The sequence below is a fragment of the Ruegeria sp. SCP10 genome (genome assembly GCF_040329495.1).
GTDB lineage: Bacteria > Pseudomonadota > Alphaproteobacteria > Rhodobacterales > Rhodobacteraceae > Ruegeria.
In genome coordinates, this window is record NZ_JBDZYF010000039.1 from 1 (window position 1) to 3,456 (window position 3,456).

4 protein-coding genes are annotated in these 3,456 nt (G+C 51.4%); 1 reads left to right on the top strand and 3 read right to left on the bottom strand.

What is annotated here, in order from left to right:
- The first annotated feature begins 615 nt into the window (after positions 1-615).
- Positions 616-1,044, top strand: coding sequence for a hypothetical protein (locus ABLN87_RS21980; protein ID WP_353014238.1), 429 nt, complete (start codon positions 616-618; stop codon positions 1,042-1,044).
- A gap of 254 nt (positions 1,045-1,298) precedes the next feature.
- Here the strand turns inward: ABLN87_RS21980 and ABLN87_RS21985 are convergent, their stop codons facing one another.
- The 3 genes from ABLN87_RS21985 to ABLN87_RS21995 form a co-directional block, all read right to left on the bottom strand.
- Positions 1,299-1,910, bottom strand: a complete 612-nt coding sequence (locus ABLN87_RS21985; RefSeq protein WP_353014240.1) for a DUF3800 domain-containing protein — start codon at positions 1,908-1,910, stop codon at positions 1,299-1,301.
- Positions 1,911-1,921: 11 nt separating this feature from the next.
- Positions 1,922-2,410, bottom strand: a complete 489-nt coding sequence (locus tag ABLN87_RS21990; RefSeq protein WP_353014241.1) for a helix-turn-helix domain-containing protein — start codon at positions 2,408-2,410, stop codon at positions 1,922-1,924.
- Positions 2,411-2,716: 306 nt separating this feature from the next.
- Positions 2,717-3,265, bottom strand: coding sequence for an HNH endonuclease signature motif containing protein (locus tag ABLN87_RS21995; RefSeq protein WP_353014243.1), 549 nt, complete (start codon positions 3,263-3,265; stop codon positions 2,717-2,719).
- Positions 3,266-3,456: the final 191 nt, after the last annotated feature.

The following is a 3,456-nucleotide window of genomic DNA, read 5'->3' on the forward strand; positions in this document are numbered from 1 at the left end:
CTTGGTTCCGGGTTTCTTACTCATCTCCACTCCTTGGCGGTTACGATGAGCCAGAAACCCTCTCTTATCAAATCGACTTAAACTGTCCCATTGGTGCTGACGTCAGACAAACTTCAGTCCAAGCCTGCCGCGATCAAACGCTTCCTGAGCGGGCAGCTTGAACCCGCGCGGACCCGCGAACTGGCAGAGCGAATGAGGATGGTGGGATTGTCGCTGTGACGGCACGCCCCCGTTCTCACTTCACCGATCCCAGTCTCAGCAATGTGAGCCTGTTTCAACAATTCTAAGCCCGTTCTCAAATAAAGTGATCCCAAACTAATTTGCAGTCTCAAACAATCTGAGCCAGAAATGCCGATAATCTCGCGCCCAACGGCTTATAATCTCAAGCCACTACATCTAGGAACCTTTGTTGGAACTATCTGATTTTTCGATACGCATGTCTTCATATTTGACGAGCAGCGACAGCTCCAGGAATCAAACCTAAACCTCTCACCCAAATTTCTAATTGCCCCTACGTTCTGAAGCCATTCTTACAGGCACCTAATGATGGCGGGGTGGGTAAGCGCTCTATCATTGAGCTAAGCTGCCTCGGATACTGTAATTGCTGGAAGGGGATTGTTTAAGCCCAAATACAAGTATTGCGGGCAAGAACCAGGTTGGATAACTGATGCCGGCCACGCTGAACAAACCGGCGAGAGCTCTCACGCGGATGAAACAGCTACCAGAAATCAGGAGATCAAATTGAAAGTCGCATACGATCCTAGCAACCTTTCAGGCGCAGAGCTATATATGACACGGATAGGGACAATCGACACGTCGAATATTGGCCGCTGGATTGAACAAACGACTGCGCAGAAACTATCCGAAATCAACAACGGGCTAGAACACTTCGTAATCATCCATCGAGGTTTGGGCTTCTTTTGGTACATTGACGATGAGACGAACGCACCAGTATTCAAGTCGGTCGTTTCAGATCCAGAACATGAAATGCCAGACCTGGTAGCAGTTACCTATTGGGTAGCAGCTGATGCAGTGAATGAATAAGGCTGGTGTTGTTTATCCCGGCCGAGCGGGGCAGGGTGCCCAAATCGACTAGGATTCGTCGCTACTCGCGCGCAGGGCCGCCGAGGGACCGCTAGGGTGGGTTGTTTTTTTACCAGACCCAACGTATATAACACTTGTGACCTATCAGGCTTCGTGTCGGGTAGGAGCAGCGGTGACCCGGACCACCAAAATGGGCCGGTTGCCAGCCGCATCCAGAATAACAAAGGGCCGTTCCGTATGGGGCGGCTCTTTCGTTATAGAAGCTCGATCTCATAAGATTCGCTCAGACCCCGCGCGTTGATTTCTGCTTTGTTCACCCAGGAGCGAGTGTATGCGACAATATCCGCTAGTTGGAGAACGCGCGATGCAGCTGAATCGAGGGGGACGACACGGGTAACGCCCTTAAATCGGCCGTCATGGTGGCGCGCCGCCTCTATCACCCGGGCAAACTCAGGATCGCTGTTCTGCTCATTGGCATCGGTAATCACCTCAACATTGCCAAGCGTTTCACGAATACCTTGGGCCTTTCCGAACCGCTTCATGCCCGTCTTAACAGTTTCGATAACGCCTCTGGCGTAGATCTCAGGTCGTGAAGCGCCAGCCACATCAATGGTTTTGTTAAGCATGATCAAGCTTGCCGGAGCGTCAGTCTGTGCAAACCGGCCGAGAAGACTTTGAAGGGCGTTGTTCGACCAGTCCACAGCATGAACCTCATTGACGTTGGGAGGCAGCAGATCACTGAAGGCTTTATCGACTTTGCCGCATTCCCGAGCCCAGACCATAACGCAGCCAAGGGCAAAGCCGTCATCGCCAGCCGTGCCATACTCATCTACAAAACACAGAACTTTCTTGTTGAGCCGAGTCATTGTTTACTGCCCTAAGCCTTCGACACAGAGTTGCGCCTGGCATTAGGTGTTTCCGATCTGCGGCGGCTCTCCCTCCGTTCCTCACGTTCCTTGTCAAAATCAGGCACCAGCTTCTTCAACTTCCCGATCAATCCATCAAGATGGTAGATGTTCGAGCCAAAGTCGCCAGCATTGGTGACTTGCTGTTCACGCCGGATGAAACCCGCTTGTTCAAGAGCCTTCAGGTGCTTTTTCATCGTCGCATCCGAAAGACCGGTCCGATCCCGAAGCTCCCGCTTGGTCGGGAAAGGCGGTCGAGCCGGGTCCATGTAGTAGCTCAGAAGTTGGGCCAGAATATTGAACTGCGCAGGGTTCAAACCAAGGCGAGACTGCGCCCGCACCATGATGTTTGGAATAGCCGTATAGCCATGTTGCATGACTTCGGCGCCAAAGATCCTTTCGGTCGAGGACTTTTCTCGCTTCGGTGGCTTGTCTTTTGATCCTTCTTTGTTTTTAGCCATGTTTGTTTCCTTTCAAGGATCACTTACATCCTCACATGGCCTCAAACAACGGCACGACATGGCTTGGCGCGGGTCACTTTCTACCCCACCCGATATCCCGATATGGCGTTACATGGTTTACGGTCGTTAGATCACGGTACTTAGTGGTATAGTTTTTACCCGGAGGTGGGCTAAAAATTGAACCGGGGTAGGGTGCAAATATCACCCACGCGAAAATGTCAAAACCCGGAAAATTCCCGTCCCATAAATCATACTCGATCCATCTATAAACGCAATGATCGAAGCTTGGTCTCAGGCGCAGAATGATCAACGGGCATTGCGAGGGTCAACGTAGTACCAAATCCCCGTGGTCGCTTCCCAGTAGCAGTCTTCAACACCCTTGCGCCTGCCCGTCCAGGATACGTCTTCGGGAACCGTGTAGTATCTTCTGAGGACTTCCTCTATCGATGGCACCCTTTTGTTTACAAAGTAACTCAGGTGTTGGTTTGACTGGGGCATTCCAACAGACGTGATGTCCTTTTCAGGCACACGGGCAAAAGCTTCGATAGGGGAATCCGGCGAGAGGACGGACGGTTTCGGTTTTTTTGCTGCCTGTTTCGGTGCTTGCTTCTCGACCTTGGATATCTCGCTGACCCACCTGTTAGCTTTTGTTAAGTCAGCAACCTTTTTGAGCGGCGCTCTGCGTACCGCGTTGTTGTACCTTCGGGTAACAAGTTCGAGGTTCGTTGGCCTGTTGTCATCAGGCTTGTCGTTGAGGTGATGAACATCCAGATCTCTTGGGGGCCACTTCCCGAGTGCGACCGCGACGATGAAACGGTGTACAAGAATTCGCTTGTCGCTGTCTGGAAAAAACAAGTAACTGATTTCGTCTCGGTTGAACGCTCCATTCTCTCGTTGACCTTCCACTTGCCCTGTTGGAAAATCGAAATCGGTACTGTCTGACGTCAGCACCAATGGGACAGTTTAAGTCGATTTGATAAGAGAGGGTTTCTGGCTCATCGTAACCGCCAAGGAGTGGAGATGAGTAAGAAACCCGGAACCAAGCA